Raw genomic sequence first — 19,115 nt, 5'->3', positions numbered from 1 at the left:
GGCACACAGGAACGGTTTCGAGCCACCACACCATTATGCCGCTTGCGCCCCAAATACCAACAATGGCAGACACCAAAGAGGGTCGGGAGAAGCAGGCCGCCGACGAAGAGCGGCGACAGCGGGAGCGAGACATCAAGGAAGCACTATCTCGAAGCGAGGAACTGGAACCGCCGAGGGAAGACGAGGAACCACCCAGTGAATGCCACCGCCGCGGCTGTGAGGAATCACCGGCGTTCGTCGTCCGGGAGCGCTACCAGGAAGATACCGGCCACGGTGCCGTCGTGGCGACGGCGTATCTCTGTCGTGACCACACCGAAGAAGAGGGCCCGACGAACCTCGAGAACGCCTACTCGGGGTACGTGTTCCGGGTCGACCCGGTCGAGACGGCATCGGACGCCGACATGGAGTAACAATCGACGGGAGAGTTGTGTGAGAAACGCTCTTTTCCAGTCGACGGGGTAGCGACTCCACGCGGAGAGAGAAATATTCACTACTGCACAGCTATCGCCGCATGACGGGATTTGAACCCGAGTAATAACAGTCCTTATGCACTATGCGATACGATATAGTATTGCGATGAATGGACAAAACAGTTCGGCAAATCGAATCGGGTCACTCACCCGGATTCAGTGGCTGGCAGTCGCGTTGGTCGTCATTACTGGCGTGCTTCACGTGTATGCGGGTATCGTCGAGGGGCGGATTCCCGTTGCACTCGCCGGCGTCGGCTACGGCGGTGCACTCGTTCTCTTCTTCCTCGACTTTCAGCGGAAGCTACTCTACTTAGTCGGGATTCCATACACGTTTGTCCAAATTCCAATCTGGCTCGTGGTCAAATCGGAGTACGGAATCGTCGACTACGTCGACAAGGCGGTCCAAGTCGTCTTGATTCTCGTGTTGATTTACCTCTACCTCAACACGTCATCAGAGTCGGCTGGAGACACGGCACCAGCAGCGGAGTAGGCGAACGGGTTCACTGAGCGGCCACCGGTTTCAGTTGGCTCACCGCCCCTGTGTAGTGGTCGTGTCTGCTGAATTTGAAATACGCAGCTTTGTCGAAATCCTCAGCCGCTGATAGTTTGGTGAGTTCGTGCTGAATACAGGGCACGCTACAGCACAACCATGTCGGTTGTCTCGGCGTGAATCAAGCAATTCTCGTCGGTCGTCAAACTGTTCTGCTGAAAGCCACAATGGGTTACAATTTCATCCAGTAATTCAATAGAGGGGACGCTATCCAGAAGTCGCGGTTGTTTCTTTTCACTCGCTTGGCAGACTCGCAATAATCGAGTCGGTGAGAGCCGGCTCTAGTCCAGTGTCTCGGTATCCCGCTCCGAGATTGACGTCGACAGCCCAATACTGGCCGTCGCCATCTTTGACCAAGTCAACCCCGACACCCCGAAGGGCAAATCGTTCAACAAGTTCTCGGAGTGACGCTGCAAGTGCTGGCCTGATCTCTATCTGCCCGAGGAACTGTTTCTCCCCGTAGAGCTTCGAGGTGACGCGCCGCCCCGCGACGTGTATCTGTGACCCGTCGTTGACGGCATAATACTTGTAATCGACTGGTTCCGTCGGAATCAGTTCCTGATAGAAATCTCCCTCGCCGTTGAGTTCGGGTTCGTCGTTCCAGATGTAGTAGCCTTTAGCGACGTACTCGTCATCAGGTTTCTCGAAGGAGACTTCAGGTGTGAGAAATCCCATCTCCGAAAGCGCTCGAAGACCGACAAGCCGTGAACTAAACAAAATCAACGCCTGCAAATTATTCCACAGCACTGTCCCCGTCCGTCGAGCATGCCTGAGAGTTGGGAGTGCACTCGGGAGTGTTTTCTTGTTAACAATCAACGAGAGGTCGGCGATCTGTTCTGGTGAGGGGGGTGATTGGGGATGGAAGAACCGAACCTGAAAGCCTGCATTCCGAAGACGCTCGGCTACGTCGCTGAACACCGGCTTATGCTTTTGACCCAGGATACCGATGCCGCGATTACGTTCCATACGGATCTACAGTTGTGTTCAAGCGCGAATTTGAATAGCATTCGGGTGTGTAGCGATTTCAGTAATAGACATCATGGATGGGGATGGCCCGACAGGTGTGAACACACTGGCCAGTCCTATCCACTCAATACGGCGGTCGAATCTATGGGTGCAGGCTGTGTACTATTGTTTGTATGCCTGAAGAAGTCCTGTTCGAATCAGAGAGCAACCAGAGTCGAGAAGAGATTGCATCGTACCTACGGAACGTCGCGGACAATCTCGACAGCGGCAACGCTATCACCCTGAAAGCAGGCTCCGAATCTGTAACGCTGAATCCCCCTGCCCGACCGACGTTCGAGGTGAAAGCCGAGCGCGAAGGACCGACCGATAGTTCTGGTGAGCTGAGTATCGAGTTCGAGATAGAGTGGGCTGAAGATGGCGAAGCCGAAAACGCCGAAAGCGGTGGCGGGTTAGAAATCGAATGAAGGCGGCCCTCTATTTCGAATCGATATTTTGTGGATGTACCCGGTGAGACTAGAGATGTCCAGTCTTGTATGTAGCATTGTCCTGTTTCCGATTCCGAGGTAGCATCTCCGCTTGGTGGTATTTTTGTGCGATCTCAATCCGGCAGAGATGTTCTGAGTGGGTCTCCCAGTCGGGGCCAACAACCACGACTGACGAAGCATCCGATTACGATTCGATCTCTCTGATGATTTTGTCGGCTTGCTCACGGGCTTTTTCTTCACCCACGTTCTTCGTAATCAACACGGACTGGACTACCCAATCATCTGTGTCTTTCCGCTTCCCCATCCGCACCTCGCTCCCCTCCGAGACGGAATCAGAGACACGGTCCGCCCAGTCTGGTGTCCGAATTTGATCGAACTGGTCAGGATCCCGATACCGAACGTGAATGTACTCGTCCTCTGTTGTGATCGACTTGAAATCTGGAATCTGGGCCATCGTTGTCGATACGATGAGGAAATACAAAAATCAGCAGGTCGGTTCGATACTGATGATTTATCGGAAATACTCGCCCGCCAGTCAGATCGAGAGCGCTCCCCCTCTATCGTTAGGGCTCGTCCTCGGTGGGTCAAGAGTGCCGTAATCGAGTGCTTGATGGGTGGTCTGTACAGGAGATTCATAACCGAGTGTCAACGTGGGACCGCTTTACGGAATGATGGTTACAGGCATTTCATCCGCACCGGCAACGGTTTTGGCGGCGCTACCCATGATAGCCTGACCGAGACGTCCAGTGCCGTGATGACCCATGATGACATGATCGTAGTCTCGCTCGGCAGCTACCTCCAGGATTAATGAACCAACTCGGTTAGCATAGCGAGGGCTAGCCATCTGTGTTATCGGGATAATTTCTGGATCGTCTTCGATACCGGCTTCCGCAAGCATAGTCTTCGCCCGATCCAGGAGGTCCTGCTTCGCCTCCCCATCATAATCCGTGATGTGCATGACGTGAAGCGAGCCCTCAAACCGTGAGGTGAACTCAGTAGCGAACTCCAGTGCGCGAAAACTACATTTTGAGCCGTCAATTGGGACGAGCACTCTCATGTGTGTTCCTTCAACCCTCTATTACAAAATGGTGTCTCGAGAGCGGATTCTCCCCCGGATATTTGGTATGTTCCTCTCTGTGATTCGCCGTTTCAGGGGTGAATCTGGGGGCACAGTTTGCGGTCACCTGACGACAGTCACAGGCACTGATGCACGCTTCATCACCGTTTCAGCAACCGAACCAATGAGCATTCGAGCAACACCCGAGCGTCCGTGGCTTCCGATGACGATCACGTCGATGCCGTATGTGTCCGCGTACTCGATGATCTCGTCTGCGGCCTTGCCAACCTCGCTTGCCGTCTTAACTACCCGGTCGTGCTCGGCTGCCTTCGCCTCGGCCTCGGTGAGCAGTTCTGCCGATCGTTCTTGGGCCCGTTTCCGGAGCGTTTCGTCCCCGACCAGTGCTTTCGCGGTGTAGCTCTCTTCGATGTAGTCGATAACGTGGAAGACAGTGATCGACGCTTCCGAATACACATCGAGCGCGTGCGCCAGTGCCTTCTCCGAGAGGGGGGTCCCATCGAACGCAACGAGCACCTCGTCGACGGAGGCCATACTCAAGAGATGCGCGTCAAAGTCACATATAATCGCGGGGGCAACTGAGCCTGCGGAAAGGGGGGCGACACCCGTATTGGCAGACCTCTCCTGATAGAACAGACTGTCCTGGCCGCAGAACTAGATCGGGAGCAGGAGCAGAAGTATCGGGAGGACAACCAAGGAGATGAGAAATCCGGCCAGATATCGACGGTTGGTAACGAGTCGAGTTTGGATGGTTTCGACAGCTTGGAAGTACGTCGAGAATCGAACCAGTGTTCCGACTGTTATGATCGTCCCGACGGCCACGAGTGAGAGCACGATAGCCACGCCCTGTGGGGATTCCAGAAGCACGGCGATGAGGATCGTGTCGAAGAAGGTGCCGATATTCGCTCCCAGGACGTAGGGAACGATCTCCTGCCGTTTGATGTAGTTGCGATTGTAGAGGGGGACGACCACCCCCAGCGAGAACGCAACGCTGGTCGTCACGCCGGTAATGAGGACGCCGAGTCCGAACGAGGTCCACTTGTGCTGAAATCGGCGAAAGAACCGCTTTCGGAGCCATTCCGTGTTGATCCGTTTGAGTACCCGGTCGAAGAGCGTGAGGCTACCCAACAGCACGAGAACGGCTACCACGAGTGCCAGACCTACGCCGACGGTATCGACAACGGCTCCCGTCGCTGGATCGAAGGCCGCCAACGGGTGAAACGAGAGTTCGATCCGGTTACTGATGCCCCCGAATCCCGTCTGGAGTCTTGGCAACAGGAGATACCCGAGGACGGTCGCCGGTAGGTAGATCGAGTGTGACAAGAGGAAGGTCAGTATTCCCAATCGGGTTGACTCACTGAACGAATAGCGCCGCTTCTGAAAGTAATCGAGTGTCCCGATCAGGAGGACGATTGCGGCGCCTCCGAGGCGTGAGCCAGCGAGCATCAGGAACAACTGTGAGGCCGTGAGGATCTCGGTTTTGAACAGCGAGACGGACAGGGCCGCTACTACTGATCCGTTGGTGAGCACGTACGTGGCGAGCCAGCTTGCACCCAGAGCTTGGCCACCCCCGGCGACGTATCGCCTGAAGAACTGTTCGAGCGGAGCGGCCGCGGCCGCTGTGGACGCACCCAGCAACTGAACCGCGAACAGGAACACGAGCAAAGAGACGAAAGCGCCAACGACTAACGGGCCGGATTCACGCCCTCGTGTCAGTATCTCGTCGACGTTCGAATCCACAGTATTCTATCTCGACAGCCTCATGGCAGGCGCACAAAGGTTACGCCATGAGAGGGAAACCTCCCGTCATAAAGGGGTGTTCGATCCTGTTGTACAACTCCAGATTCAGCCCAGAACGGTCACCACCCTTCGATATTGGAGGGAGACACCACCAGACGGGAGACCATTTATCAGGTACGGGTGAGTTTTAGTACCCATGGCTCGGCTCGTTTTTGTGACTGTCCCAACAGGGAAGCGGGATGCTGTTCTCGATGTTTTTGACGATGAAGGAATCAATTATACGCTCACTGATGAGACGAGCAACCGCGAATACACCTGTGCCGTTCATTTTCCGCTTCCGACGAATGCTGTTGAACCCATTCTGGACCGTCTTCGGGAAACGGGCATAAACGACGACGCGATTACAGTGACGGTCGAGACGCAAACCGTCGTTTCACGAAATTACGACCAAATCGAGGAACGATTTACAGAAGACGAAGACAGTCCAGAGCAGATTGCACGCGAAGAACTCCAAAGCGCTGCTGGCGATCTCGTCCCTACGTCCTTGCCGATATACGCTGCCATGACTATCGTGAGTGCGATTATTGCGACGGCAGGGCTGCTTCTGGATTCTGCTGCAGTCGTCGTCGGGTCTATGGTAATCGCACCGCTCATTGGCCCCGCAATGGCCGCAAGCGTCGGTACCGTGTTTCGGGATCGTGAGCTCTTTCGAGAAGGTGTCAAGCTGCAGATCATCGGGGCCACCCTCACGGTCGTGAGTGCGGCGCTGTTTGCGATGCTCATCAGAACTGGGAATCTCGTCCCACCAGGATTGGATATTCTGTCTATCTCGCAAATCCGGGAACGGTTTCGGCCAGATGTCCTGTCACTCGTGGTTGCCCTCGGATCCGGTGCCGCTGGTGTGATTAGCCTTGCTTCGGGGGTTTCATCAGCATTAGTTGGCGTCATGATCGCAGTGGCACTCGTCCCTCCCGCAGCGACAGTCGGTATCGCCATTGCGTGGGGGAATACGGCACTCGCCGTGGGATCCGGCGTGTTACTCCTCGTTAACCTTCTATCGATCAATCTCGCCGCACTCCTTGTGCTCTGGTATATGGGATACCGGCCTGAGAGATGGTTCCGTTTGGAGCAGACCAGAAAGACATTTGTCAAACGCGTTGGCATTCTCTTGATTAGCATTCTGATCCTTTCTGCATTCCTTGGAACTGTTACGTTCTCCTCGTATCAGACTGCCACTTCCGAGCAATCGATTCAAAATGATATCCAATCAATTCTTAATGACCCGGTTTATTCAGAGTTCGTTCTACTCGAGGTCCAGTTCGAATATTCGGAGAATCTCCTCGCCCAGCGTCCCGCCAAGGTAACCATCTTGATCGGTGCTCCTCAAGGAGAAGCCCCGCCAGAACTGGGAGACCGGTTGAACACCCGTGTCGATGAGATTGCAGGTCGCAACGTAGCTGTACAGGTTCGATACCTAACCGTTCAAGAACCGGGGTAGTGCTGAGGGTATGGTAACCGTTTATTTCAACAAAGTCCAATAGCCCAGTTAGATAACAGTCATGTTCCAACGTATTCTACTACCGACTGACGGCAGTGAAGCCTCGTCGATCGCAGCTGAGGCAGCTGTTTCACTCGCCGATCAGTTTGACGCGAAACTACACGTTATCCACGTCCTTGAACACGACCAAATTTCCACTGGTACTGGTGGCGACAATACCACCGCCCGATATGGCGAGGAAGCAGTACAAGCGGCTATCGAATTGGCTGCCTCTTCCGATGTCGAGGCTACGAGGGCGGTCATTGAAAAAACAAAGTCAATTCATCAAGAGATTCTCACCTACACTGATGAACATAGTATCGACTGTATTGTGATCGGAACCCGGGGTACTAGTGGCCTCAGCCGGATTCTCCTCGGGAGCGTTGCCGAACAGACCCTACGTGAGTCTCCCGTACCAGTTATGACGGTTCACGAGGAGACGGTTATCGATCCAGACATCGGCTCAATACTCGTTCCCACCGATGGCAGCGAGAGTGCACAGACTGCTGTTGATCAAGCGGGTAAACTGGCGAGGTCGGTCGACGGGACACTGCACGTCATCTACGTCGTCGAGACGGGGCAAGTAATCAACGGCGATAGAGTCCGAAGACTACAAGAAGCGCTTGAGGAAATCGGTGAGAAGGCGCTAGACCTCGCCCTCGAGCAGGTCCAATCGTCGACGTACTTGCCGACTGAAACTTCGATTCTAAATGGCCTGCCCTATCTTGAGATTGTCAGATATGCGGAGGAGCACGATGTTGATTGTATCGTAATGGGGACTCACGGCCAAAAGGGCATACGTCGGTTCCTCCTCGGTAGTACTACCGATCGTGTTATTCGCCGTGCTGATGTACCTGTTATCTCAGTAAAATAGGTTTGTCAACAAATACTCCCTAGGCCACAGGCATCCGAACGTTCGTTCTAAAGTCACAGGCCCCAGAAAAATTCGATGCCAACAGTCGTCACGACAGTTAGTATCAACTGTAACGGTGCGCCGACGCGTGCGAAATCCGTGAATTTGTAGCCGCCCGGCCCGTAGACCATCAGGTTCGTCTGGTAGCCGACAGGAGTCAGTAACGGTGTGCTGGCCGCGAAGGTTACGGCCATTACGAACGCGAAGGGATTGGCGCCGAGTTGGCCAGCAACTTCGACCCCGATTGGCAGCAGCAACACGACGCTGGCGGAGTTGCTGACCATCTCCGTGATCACCGCGGTCCCCAGGTAGAACAGACCCAGGACCACAATCGCAGGTAGGAGGACGCCTGCGGAGACGACGAGGTCGGCGATGACGTCTGCTGTACCAGAGGCCTCGACCGCGATGCCGAGCGGGATGACGCCCGCCACCATGAAGATCACTTCCCAGTCGATGGCTTCGTATGCGTCCTCGGGCGTGAGAATGCCCGTGAAGAACATCGCCGCGACGCCCGTTAGTGCACTTACCATGAGCGTGAGGACGTCGAGTGCCGCGAGGCCGAGGGAACCGGCGAGGATCCCCAGCGCGATGGGGATCTTCGACCGGTCGAAGTCCTCCCACCTGTCCTCGCCCGCGATGGCGACGTTCTTATCCCTCGCGATGCGATCGAGCACTTGGTCGGGCGCCTGGACTAGGATGACGTCGCCGGCCTGCAACCGTACCTCTCGGAGGCGCTGGCGAATCACTTCGTCGCCGCGCCGGATCGCCAGGACCGTCACGTCGTAGTCCTGCTCGAAGTCCGTGACACCGCTGCGCCGACTCGACCAGGGGCCGGGCAGTAGCACGACTTCGGTGAGTTCGATCTCCTCGTCGGGAGCCTCCTCGGCCGTTTCGTTGCCGTCTTCTTCCGTGTCTTCGCTAGAACCCTCGTCCTCGGCGAGAGAGTCGCTGGGCTCAGCGTCGGGCGGCTCCCAGCCGTGATGCCGTGGTGAGAAGCCGGGCGGGAGGGACGCATCGTCCTCCGTGGCCGCCTCCATAACTTCCGGTAACAGCTGCAGGTGGTCCTGCTCGAGGACCTCTTGGAGGGTTTCTTGGTCGGCTCTGACCGAGAGGACGTCGCCGGCCTGGATCCGTTCCGATCCGAGTCCGCGGGCGAGCGTCCGGTTGCCACGAACGATCTGGAACACGTCGAGGTCTAGATCCTCCTCGCTCAGTTCCCTGACCCGTGAACCAACGAGCGGCGAGTCTTCCATGACAACGACATCGGTGAGGTAGTCGGTCATGCCGAACGCGTCGGTGGGCGATTCCGCCGGCTTGATCCGTTCCGGAGTAAGGTACCGACCGAGGGTGAGCAGGTACACGATCCCCACAAGCAAGACGATGGCGCCCAAGTGTGTAAACTCGAACAGCGCGAACGGTTCCGCATCGGGACCACCGACCTGGACCCACACCTCACTCGCCAAGAGGTTCGTTATCGTCCCGACGACGGTGAGCATGCCACCGAGCATCGAGGCGAACGACAGCGGTATCAGGAGCTTCGAGGGCGACGTCTTCGTTTGCCGAGCGAGGTTCATTATCGCTGGTATCAATACAGCGACGACCGAGACGTTGCTAACGACCCCGCCCGGCGGCCCGGAGAGCGTGACCGTGGCGAGCAATTGCCGGAACTCGCTATCCCCGGCGAACGCGATTAGTTTCCGCGTGAGAATCTGGATGAAGCCGGTCCGTCGGACGCCTTCGCTCAGGACGAACATCGCCAGGACGGTGAGCGTCGCGGGGTTCGAGAACCCCGAGACTGCCTGCTCCGGCGACACACCGGTCCACTCGCCGAGGAGGGCGAGTGCGACGACGAGTGCGACCGCGGTGGCGTCGATCGGAACCGGCTGGGTGACGAAGAGGACGAAGACGACGGCGATGATCGCCAAGACGACGACCACGTCGAACGAGACCGGCAACTGCACGGGGAGTTGCTGTAGCGGCCAACCGGCGCTTAAAGAGAAGAAGAATGAGGTGGGACTCATTTATACGTTGTACCCGAAGATTGCTTGATGATTACATAGAAGTTGGGTTCCTCTCCCGGGTCCAGATGCTCGATTCTACTTTCCAGTCATCCGAACCCCTCGAACTGCGTGTGTTCAGGTGCGACGCCGAGCTGCTCGACTGCCTGTACGAGACTGTACACCATCGCAGTACGAGACTGTACACCATCGCATTTAGTCCACACGCGTAAACCCCCATCTTAGACGGATCGAGACGCGCGTCGATCGAGTACGTGGGTCGTCCATTACGATACTGCTCGAACTCCTCCGGGGGAGTCTGTCCACCGAGTGCGTCATCGTCAAGATACTTCGTGAGCGTGTATTGGACGTAAGCCGCCTCACCGTCCCAGTGTGGGATTCACGGCTCACCGTGGGCACGAAATGAAAGTTATCCCGCCGGTTCGCATACGATTCGAAGACTTCCCGGTACGGAAGCGTATCCCCCCAGGCTGCCCCGAGGAACAGCCAGATATCCCGTGGTCGTCCCTCGTATTGGTCTCGTTCTGTCTCGAAGAGATAGTCGATCATACTTTTGAGCGGAGCAACTCCCGTCCCGGTCGCGAGGAAGACGACATCTCGCGACGAAGGTTCCTCCAAGAGTAGTTCACCGTACGGGCCACGGAGCCTCACCGTTTCGCCGACTTCGAGATCGACCGCCAGTTCAGACGTCATCTGGCCGCCAGGGACACGTCGGACACAGAATTCGAGTTCGTCATGCGTCGGCGAGCTCGCAATCGAATACACCCGCGTTGTATCCTGGTAGCGAACGGAGAGTCTATTCAGCAGGACCCGATTCTAATTTGCCTACTGAATATCGAGGTTCTATATTCGCTGTCAGTTGGCGAAACGAGGCGGACAGTCTATGGCCAGGGGATCTACAGGACCAACTCACTACTGAGTGTAGTCGATCACCCGCAAATCCTGTAGATGGTTTTAGTAAACGGAACGAGATACATAGCTATGGACACACTACAATCGAACAGCAGTACGTTCTGGGGATACCGATGGTAAACGTCGCGCTCTCGGCAGCACAAATCGTTCTAGCGCTGTTTCTCGTGGTTCTCAACGGCTTTTTTGTCGCTGCAGAGTTCGCCTTCGTTCGGATTCGGGGGACATCGGTTGACCAGCTCGTCGAGGAGGGGCGCCCGGGTTCGGGGATACTCCAAGAAGTGATGACGAATCTCGATAACTACCTCGCCACGACGCAACTCGGCATCACCATCGCCTCGCTCGGGTTGGGGTGGGTCGGCGAACCAGCCGTGGCGGCGCTCCTCGAACCTGTACTGGAACCGATTCTCCCGGCGGGTCTCATCCATCTCGTCGCGTTCGCAATCGGCTTCAGTATCATCACGTTCCTCCACGTCGTCTTCGGTGAACTCGCGCCGAAGACGATCGCAATCGCCCAGACTGAGCGACTCTCGCTGTTTCTCGCCCCGCCAATGAAGTTCTTTTATTACATACTTTATCCGGGGATTGTGGTCTTCAACGGGGCAGCTAACGCGTTCACGCGGTCGCTCGGTGTGCCGCCCGCTTCCGAAACGGATGAGACACTCGGTGAACGAGAGCTCCTACGAGTACTAACACGATCGGGCGAAGGCGGGGACATCGACGTTTCGGAAGTGACGATGATCGAACGGGTCTTCGATCTCGACGACATCGTGGTACGGGAGGTCATGGTTCCACGACCGGACGTGGTGAGCGTTCCGGCGGATGCCGCGCTCTCCGACCTTCAGTCGATTATCCTCGAGGCTGGTCATACGCGCTATCCAGTTCTTGATGCCGACGACGGCGACCAGGTAATCGGATTCGTGGACGTCAAGGACGTGTTACGAGCTGAGGTGGAGGGCGGGGACGGTCAATTAGTCGGCGACGTCGCCCGGGAGATCGTCATCGCTCCCGAGACGATGGCACTGAGCGATCTCCTGAGACAGTTCAGGGAAGATCAACAGCAAATGGTCGCAGTTATCGACGAGTGGGGGGCATTTGAGGGGATTGCAACGGTCGAAGACGTTGTCGAGGCGCTCGTTGGAGACCTCCGAGATGAGTTCGATATGGACGAGCGAGAACCCTCGATTCGCCGGCGTGACGATGACGGGTACGACATCGACGGCGGCGTCCCACTGTCGAAAATCAACGATATGATTGAGGGAGAGTTCACTAGTGAAGAGGTCGAAACGATCGGTGGACTGGTACTCGAGCAACTCAACCGTGCGCCAGAACGTGGCGATCGCGTTGAGGTCGCCGGGTACGTCGTTGAGGTGACGAGCGTTGAGGGGACCCGAATTTCGACAGTCAGGGTCCACGAACGCAAAGAGGATGATACAGACCGATAGCGCATACCTCCGTCTTCAGGCGGAGGTCAAGCGGTAGGCATAGTGCGTCAATACACGATTCCCGCCATTACTGTATTTCCCAGGCTACACCGAAGAATTAAGACATCGACGGACCATAGTGTGCAACACGGATGAAGGCCACACGGCACGCGACATACAACCTCAACTACCACATAGTGTGGTTGCCGAAGTACCGCCACTCGGTACTCGAAGGCGAGGTCGCCGACCGTGTGCGAGACATCCTCCACGAAATCGCCGATGACAAGGGCATAGAAATAATCGACTTGACGGTTCAGCCCGATCACGTTCATCTGTTCGTCAGTAGCCCGCCGAAACACGCCCCCTCCCTTCTCGCCAACTGGTTCAAAGGCATCAGTTCGCGGAAATACAACCACCGTCACGCCGACCACGACGGCGAGAAAATCAAGTGGGCACGCGGCTACTACGCAGGAACAGCAGGCCACGTTTCGAGCGAGACTGTCGAGAAGTACATCCAGCGTCACGAGGGGGATGAGCAGTGACCGAACTCACTGAGACGCTGGAACTGAAGCTTGTGGAACCAAACGCCCACAAGCATCGGAAACTCTGTGAGACGAAACAGGCATACCAAGACGCGCTCGAAGCCGCGTTCAACGCCAACTGTACCACACAGTCAGCGGCCAACGACGTAGTAGTCAACTACAATCTGAGCGGGTACGCGAAGAACGCGCTCAAGAAGTATGTCCCGCAACTCTGTGGCGGGAGCTACGACGCAAAAGAGCTTCACGACGACCACCCGGTTCGGTTCACCCACGAAGGTCCGAAGCTCGACCACAAGCCACAGAACGCCATCAAGTGGTACGTCAAAATCCCGCACCACGACGATTACCACCTCTGGTTGCCCGCGTCACCGAATCCCGAACAACGGGAGTGGTTGGAAGCGTTGCACGCGGGGGACGCAAAGATGTGTGAGTGTCGGCTGTTCGACCGTGACGGCGAGTGATACTTCCACATCGTCGCTACGCGAGACGTGAAGGAACGAGAAACCAGTTCGGCGGAGACACCGGTTGGGGTAGACATCGGGGAAGCCTCTTTGGTAACGGTGTGTCACCGTGACGAGCGCGGCTCCCCGACTGCACCCAACCTCTGGAACGACGAAGGCAAAACGATTCGACAACTCCGTGAAACGTATTTCACGGCAACTCGACGCCTTCAGAAACGCGGAAGCGCACGTATCGCTGAATCCTACGGCGACGAGTTGTGGCGACACATCGACCACATCCTCCACAGAGTCACGTCGGAGGTCGTCGCCTACGCCGACCAATTTGAGAATCCCGTACTGGTTTTGGAAGACTTGACGCACATCCGCGAGAGCATGGACTACGGCACGTTCATGAACCGCCGACTCCACGGGTGGGGATTTGCGAAGATGCACGCGCAGATTCGCTACAAGGCGGCTGAGAAGGGGATTCGTGTGGAGACGGTGAATCCAACGTACACCTCGAAGACGTGCCACTGTTGCGGAGAACAGGGCTATCGTCCGAAGCAGGCGACGTTCAAGTGTTCCAACCCGGCGTGTTGGGTTTCGGAGTACCAAGCAGACGTTAACGCCGCGCTCAATATTGCAGACCGCTACCTCAGCGGAGAGAGCCATTCAAGAGAAGACACGGATGGCGATGACTCGGCTGAGGAAGGGGGACGTTTGACCGTCCCACAAGACAACCAAGCCGATGCTGACACCCAGCAAGAGACGCTTGGAACGTATGCGTCTTGAAACCTTAGGGCCGCAATCGGCCTGAAATCCCGTGGTGGGATTCCCGCGACTTTAGGCGCGGGAGGAGGTCAATGCTGGGTGACTTACTCGCAAATACACGGCTGAAGCTACACTCGACCCTGCTGTTTTCCTCGTTCGCAGGCGCGCACTGCGGTGCTCTGTGAGCACGAGGGCTCACGCCTGAAATCAGCTACGTACGCACAGGGATTCGATAGCCGCGAGCCATCTCACAGAACCGCTACTTCCCGCGTCCGACCGTGATGACGGGAACTGGTGCAGAGCGGACGGTCTTCTCGGCGATGCTCCCGAGAAGGATTCGATCGCTCCCGCGCCTCCCAGTCGTTCCCATCACGACGGCGTGGATATCGTTCGAGTCGATGGTCTCGAGTATCACCTCGATAGGGGACCCGTGTTCGACGTGCCGGACCGTGTTCGATACACCGCGTGTCTCTGCCTCGGACACGATGTTGTCCACGGCATCGGTCGCTGCCTGTTCACGTTCCCGTCCCGAAATCGTTGAGCGAACGTCCAGACCCAGGGGGTTATCGTCGACGACAGACAGCACGTGAACAGTCGCATCGAGCGCCGCAGCCAGGGAGAGGCCATGCTCGGCAGCATAGGCCGCACCGGCACTCCCGTCGGTCAGTAGGAGGATGGTCTCGTAGGGAAACACCAGTTGTTCGTCGGGCTGCATCCGTGCTGTGAGGACCGGAACTGACGACAGGCGGACGACCTTCTCCGTGACGCTTCCGATGAGGTATCGTGATACTCCCTCCCGACCGTGGGTCGGCATCACGATTACGTCGTACTCGTATCGCTCAGCGTACTCGACGATTGTCGGCGCTGGGTGCCCCTGTACGACATCAGAATCGTAGTCGACACCGAGTGTATCCAGTGTCTTTTCTGCTTCCTCGACGATGTCCTCGCCCTCCTGGACAAGAGCGTCAACGACCTGGGTTTCGACGACCGTGACACTATCGCGTCTCGTATCCGCGACGAACAGAACGTGGATCGTGGCGTCGGCCCAGTGTGCAATCTCGGCAGCGTGATGCAATGCCTCCGTAGCCCCATCGCTTCCATCGAACGGGAGCAGAATGTCCTCGTACATGTGCACTGCGAGTACCTACGTGCATCCCTCTCAAGTGGTTTGTCACCCAGCAGCAGCGGTGTCTACCCACCACTCGAGTCCGGCTCCCGAACCCACATCACCGGAACTGGCGACGTTCGGACGATTTTCGCACTTACCCCACCCATCATGTATCGGCTGAAATCAGTCTTACCGTGCGTGCCGATAATCAAGAGTTACTCGGCGAGTTCGCGGAGCTACGATGCAATTTCGGACCGCGTTTTCTCGGCTTCAGTTTCGAGTTCTCCCATACGTACAGGTGCGCGAGAAGTCACGATAAACGAGGGGGTACATTCCTTACCCGGAGGAATCGCTCACCGGTGCTAGATCATAGATACCCTGCACGAAACCGGTTGATGAGTCGATTCTGTTTTCTTACCACGTAACAGTCCCGACACGTATGTGTTAAGACGACCAGCCTCAACTGTTGTACTAAAGGACCCGAGATGGCTTAAGCGTATTTCAGAATTGCCTAGGCCGCCTCAGTGCTGTCGAAACCCATGTCCGCAGTATTCGATGTGGAATCGTCCACGCCGACCGGATACTATTCCCATATATTGGGACATCCACACAATATTAATATGAGTTCTCCGCCAACGTTCACCTGTACCCATGACAGAGACAGATATTCAGCCGACGGAGACGGTCGACGCTCGTGGGTCGGCCTGCCCCGGCCCGTTGATGGACCTTATCGGGAAGATTCGAGCGGTCGAACCGGGAGACGTGGTGCTGCTCTTGAGCGATAACGAGCAGTCGCTGACCGACGTCGAAGAGTGGACGAACGAGGCCGGAAACGAGCTGCTGGCGGTCGAGGAGGAAGACGACCACTACGCGTTCTACGTGGAGAAAGCATGACCGACCATATCGTCATCCTCGGTGGCGGGACCGGTGGGGCCGTGTTGGCGAACGACCTCGCCGACCGGTTGGACGCCGAACTCGAAGCCGACGAGGTCAGAGTCACGCTCGTCAACGACGGCCCCGACCACGTCTACAAGCCGGTGTGGCTGTACGTCCCGTTCGGTGAGCGCGAGCCGGCCGACGGCCGTCGGCCGCTGGACGAACTCATCGACGACCGAATCGACCTCCGTATCGACCGCGTCACGGACATCGACACGGACAGCCAGCGGCTCCGAATGCGCGACAACACCTCGCTCAGTTACGATTATCTCGTGCTCGCGACCGGGTCGACGCTCGCACCCGAGGAGATACCCGGCTTGGCCGAAGGCGGCCACAACTACTACAGCGAGTCCGGAGCCGAGACGCTGCGCGAGGAGTTGCTCTCGTTCACCGAGGGCCACCTCGTGTTGAGCGTCATCGGGACGCCGCACATGTGTCCGGCCGCACCGCTGGAGTTCGTGTTCATGGCCGACGACTGGTTCCGAAAGCGTGGCCTCCGGGAGGACGTCGAGATTACCTACACCTACCCGATTCAGCGCGTTCACGGCAATCCCCACATCGCCGAATGGGCGCGACCGATAATGGACGACCGCGACATCAACGTCGAGACGTTCTTCAACGCCGAGACGGTCGACCCCGAGGCGAACCGGATTACCTCGATGGAGGGGACCGACATCGACTACGACCTGTTGGTCGGCATCCCGCCGCACCGCGGTGTCGACCTCATCGAGGACGCGGGCCTCGGCGACGGCGGCTGGGTCGACGTCGACAAACACACCCTCGAAGCCGAAAACGCCGAGAACGTCTACGCCATCGGGGACACTGCCGAGACGGGCGTCCCGAACGCCGGCAGCGTGGCTCACTATCAGGCCGGCGTCGTCGGCCGCCGACTCGCCAGCGACATCCGCGACCGTCCGGCGACGGCGACCTACGAGGGAAAGACGCTGTGTTTCGTCGAGACAGGCATGGATTCGGCGTCGTTCGTGGAGTTCGACTACGAGAACCCGCCGTCGCCGGTGCCGCCCTCTGAGAAAATCCACTGGGCGAAGTTGGCGTACAACGAGTCCTACTGGCTCACCGCACGGGGGTTACTCTGAGAATGTCCGGTGAAGCAACCGAGGTGCCGTCGGAGTTGGAAGCGGCTATCGAGGAGAACCCGGAAGCGGTCGCGGAGTTCGTCCGCCGACTGGACGCCGTCAACGAACTGCTGGACGTGGTCGCACTCGGCGAAAGCGCGCTCACCGACGAGATGGCTCGCGACCTCGCCGACACGACCTCGACGCTCGCGGAGTCCGCCGACGGTCTCGCGACCGATGAGACGGTCGGCCTGGCCGAAAGCGTCGGCCAGAACGGCGCGGAACTCCAGGAAACGCTCGAAACCCTCGTCACCCTCCAGGAGACGGGCGCCTTAGACGAGTTAGTCGAACTGGCGAGCGTGGTGTCGCTGCTGACGGCGGCGCTCGACGACGACATGGTTCGGTCGCTGGCCGCGACCGGCTCTTCGCTCGGAGAACTCGCCCAGACGGCCGCCGACGAAGAGACCCACGACGGGCTGGAGACGGTCCTTCGGAGCGTCGGCGACGCCGAACAGCAACCCGACGAGCGCGTCGGCGCGCTCGGCCTGGTGAAAGCGGCACGGGACCCCGACGTCCAGTACGGCCTCGGCTACGTGCTCGCGATTGCGCGGGCCATCGGACAGAACAGACGCCCAGCGGACGACACCTGACTCGGAACTCAGGTCTCGGTCGGATTTTTTATCGGGTCGTCGAACACCCGCCCCGAGAGGGAGTCGACGACGAGTCGATAGAACGCCATCGAGAGGTCATCGACCGGCGTGTCGGGAATCACGTTCATCGTCGGGACGGTCGCGTTCTCGGCAATCGCGGCGGCCGCAGTGGCGTGTTCTGCCTCCGGAACGACTTCGATTCGCCCGCGCGCTTGGACGCTTTCGGCGGGGTCGGTGGTGAACACGGTGAACGTCGCAACATCGGTCGTCTCGAGGAAGGCCATCTTCCGACTATCGTCCTCGTGGGCGAACTGGAAGTACAGATGCGTCCCGTCGTACCCGAAAGATTCCGGGATTGCGTAGGTCTCGGCACCATCGGTCAGCGAGAGTACCCCGGCGCCCTCCGCTCTGAGCAGCTCGTCGATAGCCGACCGACTCATCTTTGTCGTCATTCAATTCCATTTTATGTGTATCGCGTTTATACTTCCCGAAGTCACCCGTGACTGTTGTCCCGAGTGTGGCGAACACTTCGACGCGTCGGTGGGCGTCAGCCCCTGACTCGTCGAGGAGGTCCCTGATCCGCAGCCCCCAGGATTGACCTCCTCCCGCGCCTGAAGACGCGGGAATCCCGCCACGGGATTTCAGGCCGGGCGTGGCCCTCTGGTTTCAAGACGCGTACGTTCCAAGCGTCTCTTGCTGAACTTCAGCATCGGCTTGGCTGTCTTGTGGGGCGGTCAAACGCCCCCCATCCTCAGCCGAGTCATCGCCATCCGTGTGTTCTCTTGAATGGCTCTCTCCACTGAGGTAGCGGTCTGCGATGTTTATCGCGCCGTTCACGTCCGCTTGGTACTCGCCAATCCAGCAAGCGTCGTTCGTACACGTGAACGTCGCCTGTCACGGGCGGTATCCTGTTTGTGTAGTAGCTATCCTACGACGACCGATTTGGCTTCGCGAATCGTTGCAGTGGAGATTGGCTGAATTAGCCCTCAGTAGGTGTGCCTATTGATTACTCGATTTCTAACTGGCTGTTCCCACCATCTCCCTCATTGCCGTTCTCGTTCCATTCGAGTTCGAACTCGATACTTAATTCACCGGGGCCGTCCGTTGGCCCCTCGCGTTCGGCTTTGACCTCAAACGTCGGGCGCGCTGGCGGTTCCATTGTCACGGATTCGGAACCGGATTTGAGTGTGACCGCATCTCCTTGGTCGAGCTTATCAGCGACGCTGCGGAGATACGATGCGATTTCTTCTCGGGTCTGAGTACTCTCTGATTTGAACAGGACTTCTTCAGGCATACTGAACGATACGCTCCCTGCACCGATAAATGAATCCCCTGTATTAGCAGATTGGCGGTGTCGAGGATAACAACTGTTCGGTGTTGCAACGGACCACTCGAGAAGCTACCGAGCCGCGTCGCCGCCCCGAATGTTTGTTATCGTCAGCGCCCACATGGCCTCACATTCCGCACATTTGAGTGACGTTGCCTTCGCGATATCCCCGTCTGCG

At 57.6% G+C, this 19,115-nt stretch carries 21 protein-coding genes and 2 pseudogenes; 11 read left to right on the top strand and 12 right to left on the bottom strand.

Translation table 11 applies throughout. The annotated features are described in order from the left end of the window. The first annotated feature begins 62 nt into the window (after positions 1 to 62). Both HWX69_RS05510 and HWX69_RS05505 read left to right on the top strand, forming a co-directional pair. On the top strand, positions 63 to 410 hold the full coding sequence (locus HWX69_RS05510) for a hypothetical protein (protein WP_156708333.1): 348 nt from the start codon (positions 63 to 65) through the stop codon (positions 408 to 410). Positions 411 to 576: 166 nt separating this feature from the next. Beyond that, positions 577 to 960, top strand: coding sequence for a DUF7475 family protein (locus tag HWX69_RS05505; RefSeq protein ID WP_178916086.1), 384 nt, complete (start codon positions 577 to 579; stop codon positions 958 to 960). Between the two features lie 294 nt (positions 961 to 1,254). On the opposite strand, the gene HWX69_RS18135 is transcribed toward HWX69_RS05505, so the two are convergent. After that, positions 1,255 to 1,938: an ATP-grasp domain-containing protein gene (locus HWX69_RS18135; protein WP_246286414.1), complete on the bottom strand. Its 684-nt coding sequence runs from the start codon at positions 1,936 to 1,938 to the stop codon at positions 1,255 to 1,257. Between the two features lie 221 nt (positions 1,939 to 2,159). On the opposite strand from HWX69_RS18135, the gene HWX69_RS05495 reads away from it, so the two are divergent. Further along, positions 2,160 to 2,450 carry an amphi-Trp domain-containing protein gene (locus HWX69_RS05495; RefSeq protein ID WP_178916085.1) on the top strand — a complete coding sequence of 97 codons (291 nt, stop codon included), beginning with the start codon at positions 2,160 to 2,162 and terminating at the stop codon, positions 2,448 to 2,450. Positions 2,451 to 2,655: 205 nt separating this feature from the next. Here the strand turns inward: HWX69_RS05495 and HWX69_RS05490 are convergent, their stop codons facing one another. The 4 genes from HWX69_RS05490 to HWX69_RS05475 all read right to left on the bottom strand — a co-directional run bounded on the left by HWX69_RS05490 (position 2,656) and on the right by HWX69_RS05475 (position 5,286). Continuing rightward, positions 2,656 to 2,925: a hypothetical protein gene (locus HWX69_RS05490; protein WP_178916084.1), complete on the bottom strand. Its 270-nt coding sequence runs from the start codon at positions 2,923 to 2,925 to the stop codon at positions 2,656 to 2,658. A 207-nt stretch (positions 2,926 to 3,132) separates the two neighbouring features. Then, complete coding sequence (locus tag HWX69_RS05485) at positions 3,133 to 3,528, bottom strand: universal stress protein (RefSeq protein ID WP_178916083.1); 396 nt, start codon at positions 3,526 to 3,528, stop codon at positions 3,133 to 3,135. A 123-nt stretch (positions 3,529 to 3,651) separates the two neighbouring features. Continuing rightward, positions 3,652 to 4,080 (bottom strand): universal stress protein, encoded by a 429-nt coding sequence (locus HWX69_RS05480; RefSeq protein ID WP_178916082.1) that lies wholly within the window; start codon positions 4,078 to 4,080, stop codon positions 3,652 to 3,654. Positions 4,081 to 4,200: 120 nt separating this feature from the next. Then, complete coding sequence (locus HWX69_RS05475) at positions 4,201 to 5,286, bottom strand: sodium:phosphate symporter (RefSeq protein ID WP_178916081.1); 1,086 nt, start codon at positions 5,284 to 5,286, stop codon at positions 4,201 to 4,203. A gap of 196 nt (positions 5,287 to 5,482) precedes the next feature. On the opposite strand from HWX69_RS05475, the gene HWX69_RS05470 reads away from it, so the two are divergent. Both HWX69_RS05470 and HWX69_RS05465 read left to right on the top strand, forming a co-directional pair. Continuing rightward, the gene (locus HWX69_RS05470; protein ID WP_178916080.1) at positions 5,483 to 6,784 is read left to right on the top strand and encodes a TIGR00341 family protein; all 1,302 of its coding nucleotides are present in this window, start codon (positions 5,483 to 5,485) and stop codon (positions 6,782 to 6,784) included. Positions 6,785 to 6,845: 61 nt separating this feature from the next. Beyond that, a complete protein-coding gene (locus HWX69_RS05465) occupies positions 6,846 to 7,697 on the top strand; it encodes a universal stress protein (RefSeq protein WP_178916079.1) in 852 nt (283 codons plus the stop codon). Between the two features lie 53 nt (positions 7,698 to 7,750). On the opposite strand, the gene HWX69_RS05460 is transcribed toward HWX69_RS05465, so the two are convergent. Both HWX69_RS05460 and HWX69_RS05455 read right to left on the bottom strand, forming a co-directional pair. Continuing rightward, complete coding sequence (locus tag HWX69_RS05460) at positions 7,751 to 9,757, bottom strand: SLC13 family permease (RefSeq protein ID WP_178916078.1); 2,007 nt, start codon at positions 9,755 to 9,757, stop codon at positions 7,751 to 7,753. A 192-nt stretch (positions 9,758 to 9,949) separates the two neighbouring features. Further along, entirely contained in the window at positions 9,950 to 10,519 is a 570-nt protein-coding gene (locus tag HWX69_RS05455; RefSeq protein ID WP_348642980.1) for a ferredoxin--NADP reductase, read from the bottom strand. Positions 10,520 to 10,779: 260 nt separating this feature from the next. On the opposite strand from HWX69_RS05455, the gene HWX69_RS05450 reads away from it, so the two are divergent. From HWX69_RS05450 to HWX69_RS05440, 3 genes and pseudogenes are all read left to right on the top strand, one after another. Next, positions 10,780 to 12,108 (top strand): hemolysin family protein, encoded by a 1,329-nt coding sequence (locus tag HWX69_RS05450; RefSeq protein WP_178916077.1) that lies wholly within the window; start codon positions 10,780 to 10,782, stop codon positions 12,106 to 12,108. A 131-nt stretch (positions 12,109 to 12,239) separates the two neighbouring features. Then, positions 12,240 to 12,629 (top strand): IS200/IS605 family transposase, encoded by a 390-nt coding sequence (tnpA, locus tag HWX69_RS05445; protein WP_178916076.1) that lies wholly within the window; start codon positions 12,240 to 12,242, stop codon positions 12,627 to 12,629. After that, a pseudogene (locus HWX69_RS05440) lies at positions 12,626 to 13,861 on the top strand (RNA-guided endonuclease TnpB family protein). Before tnpA ends, HWX69_RS05440 begins: the two are co-directional and overlap by 4 nt. 238 nt (positions 13,862 to 14,099) lie before the next feature. On the opposite strand, the gene HWX69_RS05435 reads toward HWX69_RS05440, so the two are convergent. Further along, positions 14,100 to 14,969: a universal stress protein gene (locus HWX69_RS05435; protein WP_178916075.1), complete on the bottom strand. Its 870-nt coding sequence runs from the start codon at positions 14,967 to 14,969 to the stop codon at positions 14,100 to 14,102. 62 nt (positions 14,970 to 15,031) lie between these two features. Continuing rightward, entirely contained in the window at positions 15,032 to 15,160 is a 129-nt protein-coding gene (locus HWX69_RS05430) for a universal stress protein (RefSeq protein WP_394353425.1), read from the bottom strand. A gap of 439 nt (positions 15,161 to 15,599) precedes the next feature. On the opposite strand from HWX69_RS05430, the gene HWX69_RS05425 reads away from it, so the two are divergent. Genes HWX69_RS05425 through HWX69_RS05415 form a run of 3 tightly spaced genes read left to right on the top strand, consistent with a single transcriptional unit; the run spans position 15,600 to position 17,610 of the window. Next, on the top strand, positions 15,600 to 15,842 hold the full coding sequence (locus HWX69_RS05425; protein ID WP_156708337.1) for a sulfurtransferase TusA family protein: 243 nt from the start codon (positions 15,600 to 15,602) through the stop codon (positions 15,840 to 15,842). Further along, entirely contained in the window at positions 15,839 to 16,981 is a 1,143-nt protein-coding gene (locus tag HWX69_RS05420) for an NAD(P)/FAD-dependent oxidoreductase (protein ID WP_178916074.1), read from the top strand. Before HWX69_RS05425 ends, HWX69_RS05420 begins: the two co-directional genes overlap by 4 nt. Before the next feature lie 2 nt (positions 16,982 to 16,983). Beyond that, positions 16,984 to 17,610 (top strand): helical membrane plugin domain-containing protein, encoded by a 627-nt coding sequence (locus HWX69_RS05415; RefSeq protein WP_178916073.1) that lies wholly within the window; start codon positions 16,984 to 16,986, stop codon positions 17,608 to 17,610. Between the two features lie 8 nt (positions 17,611 to 17,618). Here HWX69_RS05415 and HWX69_RS05410 read toward each other — a convergent pair whose 3' ends face one another. From HWX69_RS05410 to HWX69_RS05405, 3 genes and pseudogenes are all read right to left on the bottom strand, one after another. After that, positions 17,619 to 18,062: a pyridoxamine 5'-phosphate oxidase family protein gene (locus HWX69_RS05410; RefSeq protein ID WP_178916072.1), complete on the bottom strand. Its 444-nt coding sequence runs from the start codon at positions 18,060 to 18,062 to the stop codon at positions 17,619 to 17,621. 214 nt (positions 18,063 to 18,276) lie between these two features. Continuing rightward, positions 18,277 to 18,525, bottom strand: a pseudogene (locus HWX69_RS18130) (transposase family protein); the annotation flags it as partial. 91 nt (positions 18,526 to 18,616) lie between these two features. Continuing rightward, a complete protein-coding gene (locus HWX69_RS05405; RefSeq protein WP_178916071.1) occupies positions 18,617 to 18,904 on the bottom strand; it encodes an amphi-Trp domain-containing protein in 288 nt (95 codons plus the stop codon). Positions 18,905 to 19,115: the final 211 nt, after the last annotated feature.

Source organism: Natronomonas gomsonensis (genome assembly GCF_013391635.1).
GTDB lineage: Archaea > Halobacteriota > Halobacteria > Halobacteriales > Haloarculaceae > Natronomonas > Natronomonas gomsonensis_A.
This window is presented reverse-complemented; position numbering and strand designations above follow the sequence as displayed.

What these genes read in the sequence shown, in the direction of transcription:
- HWX69_RS05420 (WP_178916074.1), top strand. Translation starts at nt 15,839, where the DNA reads ATGACCGACCATATCGTCATCCTCGGTGGCGGGACCGGTGGGGCCGTG.
- HWX69_RS05410 (WP_178916072.1), bottom strand. Translation starts at nt 18,062, where the DNA reads ATGACGACAAAGATGAGTCGGTCGGCTATCGACGAGCTGCTCAGAGCG.
- HWX69_RS05480 (WP_178916082.1), bottom strand. Translation starts at nt 4,080, where the DNA reads ATGGCCTCCGTCGACGAGGTGCTCGTTGCGTTCGATGGGACCCCCCTC.
- tnpA (WP_178916076.1), top strand. Translation starts at nt 12,240, where the DNA reads ATGAAGGCCACACGGCACGCGACATACAACCTCAACTACCACATAGTG.
- HWX69_RS05490 (WP_178916084.1), bottom strand. Translation starts at nt 2,925, where the DNA reads ATGGCCCAGATTCCAGATTTCAAGTCGATCACAACAGAGGACGAGTAC.
- HWX69_RS05460 (WP_178916078.1), bottom strand. Translation starts at nt 9,757, where the DNA reads ATGAGTCCCACCTCATTCTTCTTCTCTTTAAGCGCCGGTTGGCCGCTA.
- HWX69_RS05510 (WP_156708333.1), top strand. Translation starts at nt 63, where the DNA reads ATGGCAGACACCAAAGAGGGTCGGGAGAAGCAGGCCGCCGACGAAGAG.
- HWX69_RS05415 (WP_178916073.1), top strand. Translation starts at nt 16,984, where the DNA reads ATGTCCGGTGAAGCAACCGAGGTGCCGTCGGAGTTGGAAGCGGCTATC.
- HWX69_RS05465 (WP_178916079.1), top strand. Translation starts at nt 6,846, where the DNA reads ATGTTCCAACGTATTCTACTACCGACTGACGGCAGTGAAGCCTCGTCG.
- HWX69_RS05485 (WP_178916083.1), bottom strand. Translation starts at nt 3,528, where the DNA reads ATGAGAGTGCTCGTCCCAATTGACGGCTCAAAATGTAGTTTTCGCGCA.
- HWX69_RS05435 (WP_178916075.1), bottom strand. Translation starts at nt 14,969, where the DNA reads ATGTACGAGGACATTCTGCTCCCGTTCGATGGAAGCGATGGGGCTACG.
- HWX69_RS05405 (WP_178916071.1), bottom strand. Translation starts at nt 18,904, where the DNA reads ATGCCTGAAGAAGTCCTGTTCAAATCAGAGAGTACTCAGACCCGAGAA.
- HWX69_RS05505 (WP_178916086.1), top strand. Translation starts at nt 577, where the DNA reads ATGAATGGACAAAACAGTTCGGCAAATCGAATCGGGTCACTCACCCGG.
- HWX69_RS05470 (WP_178916080.1), top strand. Translation starts at nt 5,483, where the DNA reads ATGGCTCGGCTCGTTTTTGTGACTGTCCCAACAGGGAAGCGGGATGCT.
- HWX69_RS05450 (WP_178916077.1), top strand. Translation starts at nt 10,780, where the DNA reads ATGGTAAACGTCGCGCTCTCGGCAGCACAAATCGTTCTAGCGCTGTTT.
- HWX69_RS05495 (WP_178916085.1), top strand. Translation starts at nt 2,160, where the DNA reads ATGCCTGAAGAAGTCCTGTTCGAATCAGAGAGCAACCAGAGTCGAGAA.
- HWX69_RS05425 (WP_156708337.1), top strand. Translation starts at nt 15,600, where the DNA reads ATGACAGAGACAGATATTCAGCCGACGGAGACGGTCGACGCTCGTGGG.